This window comes from Collinsella sp. AF04-24, assembly GCF_003465685.1.
Lineage (GTDB): Bacteria > Actinomycetota > Coriobacteriia > Coriobacteriales > Coriobacteriaceae > Collinsella > Collinsella aerofaciens_AP.
On record NZ_QSBK01000047.1, the window covers coordinates 1 to 1,457 of the forward strand.

Below are 1,457 nucleotides of genomic sequence, written 5' to 3' on the forward strand. Positions count from 1 at the left end.
GGCTCTGTTAGACCAAGGTTGACATAAAAACGATGTCACCGCGAGGCGGTACCCTTCAATTAACGTCGAAGGAGCGCCCATGGATGCAGACGACCTGGTCATCACCCTCAAGAAGAGCCTGGCGAAGCTCAGCAGGACCGAGCGCCGTAAAGCCGTCGAGTTGGTCGGGGACGTCGTCCGCGCCGCCATGTTCGACGATGCGGCGGGAGATGGCTATGAGGTGGAGCGCTGCCCCCGCTGCGGCTCGGTCGCTATCGTCAAGAAGGGCAAGTCCAGGAACGGCGAGCAGCGCTACCTCTGCCGCGACTGCGGCAGGACGTTCTCCGGCTCCACCGACCGGATCCTCGGCACGAGCAAGCTGCCCCGCGAGACCTGGATGGCCTATGCCGAGTGCTTCGCCCTCATGCTCCCTCTCCGCGAGTGCGCCGGCCGCTGCGGCGTCTGCCTCAAGACCGCCTACACCATGCGCCACAGGCTCATCGAGTGTCTGAAGGAATATTCTCCCGAGTTCCGCGTCGGGCGGGGGCAGGCCTGCGAGCTCGACGAGACGTACTTCCCCGAGTCCTTCAAGGGCAACCATTCCAAGGGCTCCTTCACCCTGCCGAGAAAGGCTCGCCACCGCGGCAAGCAGGTCCACAAGCGCGGCCTCTCCCGCGAGCAGATCTGCGTCATGACGGGCGTCAGCGACACGGACGCCACCTTCTTCGAGGTCTCGGGCCGCGGCGTTGTCTCGCGCAGGCGTGCGGCGGAGGCCCTTCGCGACCGCATCGGCGCGGGCGCGGTCGTCGCCACGGACAAGGCGACCGCATACATCGACGTGCTACGCGACCTGAAGGTCGCCTCGCATGAGTCCTATGATTCCAAGGACCGTTCGGAGGGCACCATCAACCGCATCAACACCGTCCATTCGCTCCTCGACTCGTTCATGGTTCGCTTCAAGGGCGTGTCCACCAAGCACCTCGCCGCCTACCTCGACTGGTTCCGCTGGTGCCGCACCTTCATGGCAGCGGGCTCGCGCACGGCGGAGTCCACGGTCGCCCGCCAGCTCGCCAACGGCTCCTGCTCGACCCGCGTCCGCGGCATGTTCGGCCTCGAGCCTCCCCTCATGGACTACTGGGACGGGCGGGCGGCCTAGCGAATTAAAATGGTGGCCACGGAGCAGCGACCGCGGAAGGAGCGGCAATGACATCGAACGTCCCGGCCACCACGATAAGAATCGATCCCGAGGTCAAAAGGGAGGCCGTGGCCGTGCTCGACGAGCTCGGGCTCTCCATGTCGGGCGCCATGAACATATTCCTCAGGGCGGTGATCCGCGAGGGCGGCCTGCCCTTCGACGTCAGGCTGGGATCTTCGGGGAAGGCTGACGGGGAGGGCGAGGACCGCGATGGGCGGGGATAGCTCGATTATTTTCCGGTTCGACGAACAGCCGATCGTGTCAAATGTGGTCTAACAGAGCC

Annotated in this window: 2 protein-coding genes; both read left to right on the forward strand. The window is 65.1% G+C overall.

The annotated features are described in order from the left end of the window. The first annotated feature begins 79 nt into the window (after positions 1-79). Positions 80-1,135 (forward strand): IS1595 family transposase, encoded by a 1,056-nt coding sequence (locus DWV32_RS10005; RefSeq protein WP_117758042.1) that lies wholly within the window; start codon positions 80-82, stop codon positions 1,133-1,135. 47 nt (positions 1,136-1,182) lie between these two features. Continuing rightward, positions 1,183-1,398: a type II toxin-antitoxin system RelB/DinJ family antitoxin gene (locus DWV32_RS10010; RefSeq protein ID WP_117758043.1), complete on the forward strand. Its 216-nt coding sequence runs from the start codon at positions 1,183-1,185 to the stop codon at positions 1,396-1,398. Positions 1,399-1,457 lie beyond the last annotated feature (59 nt).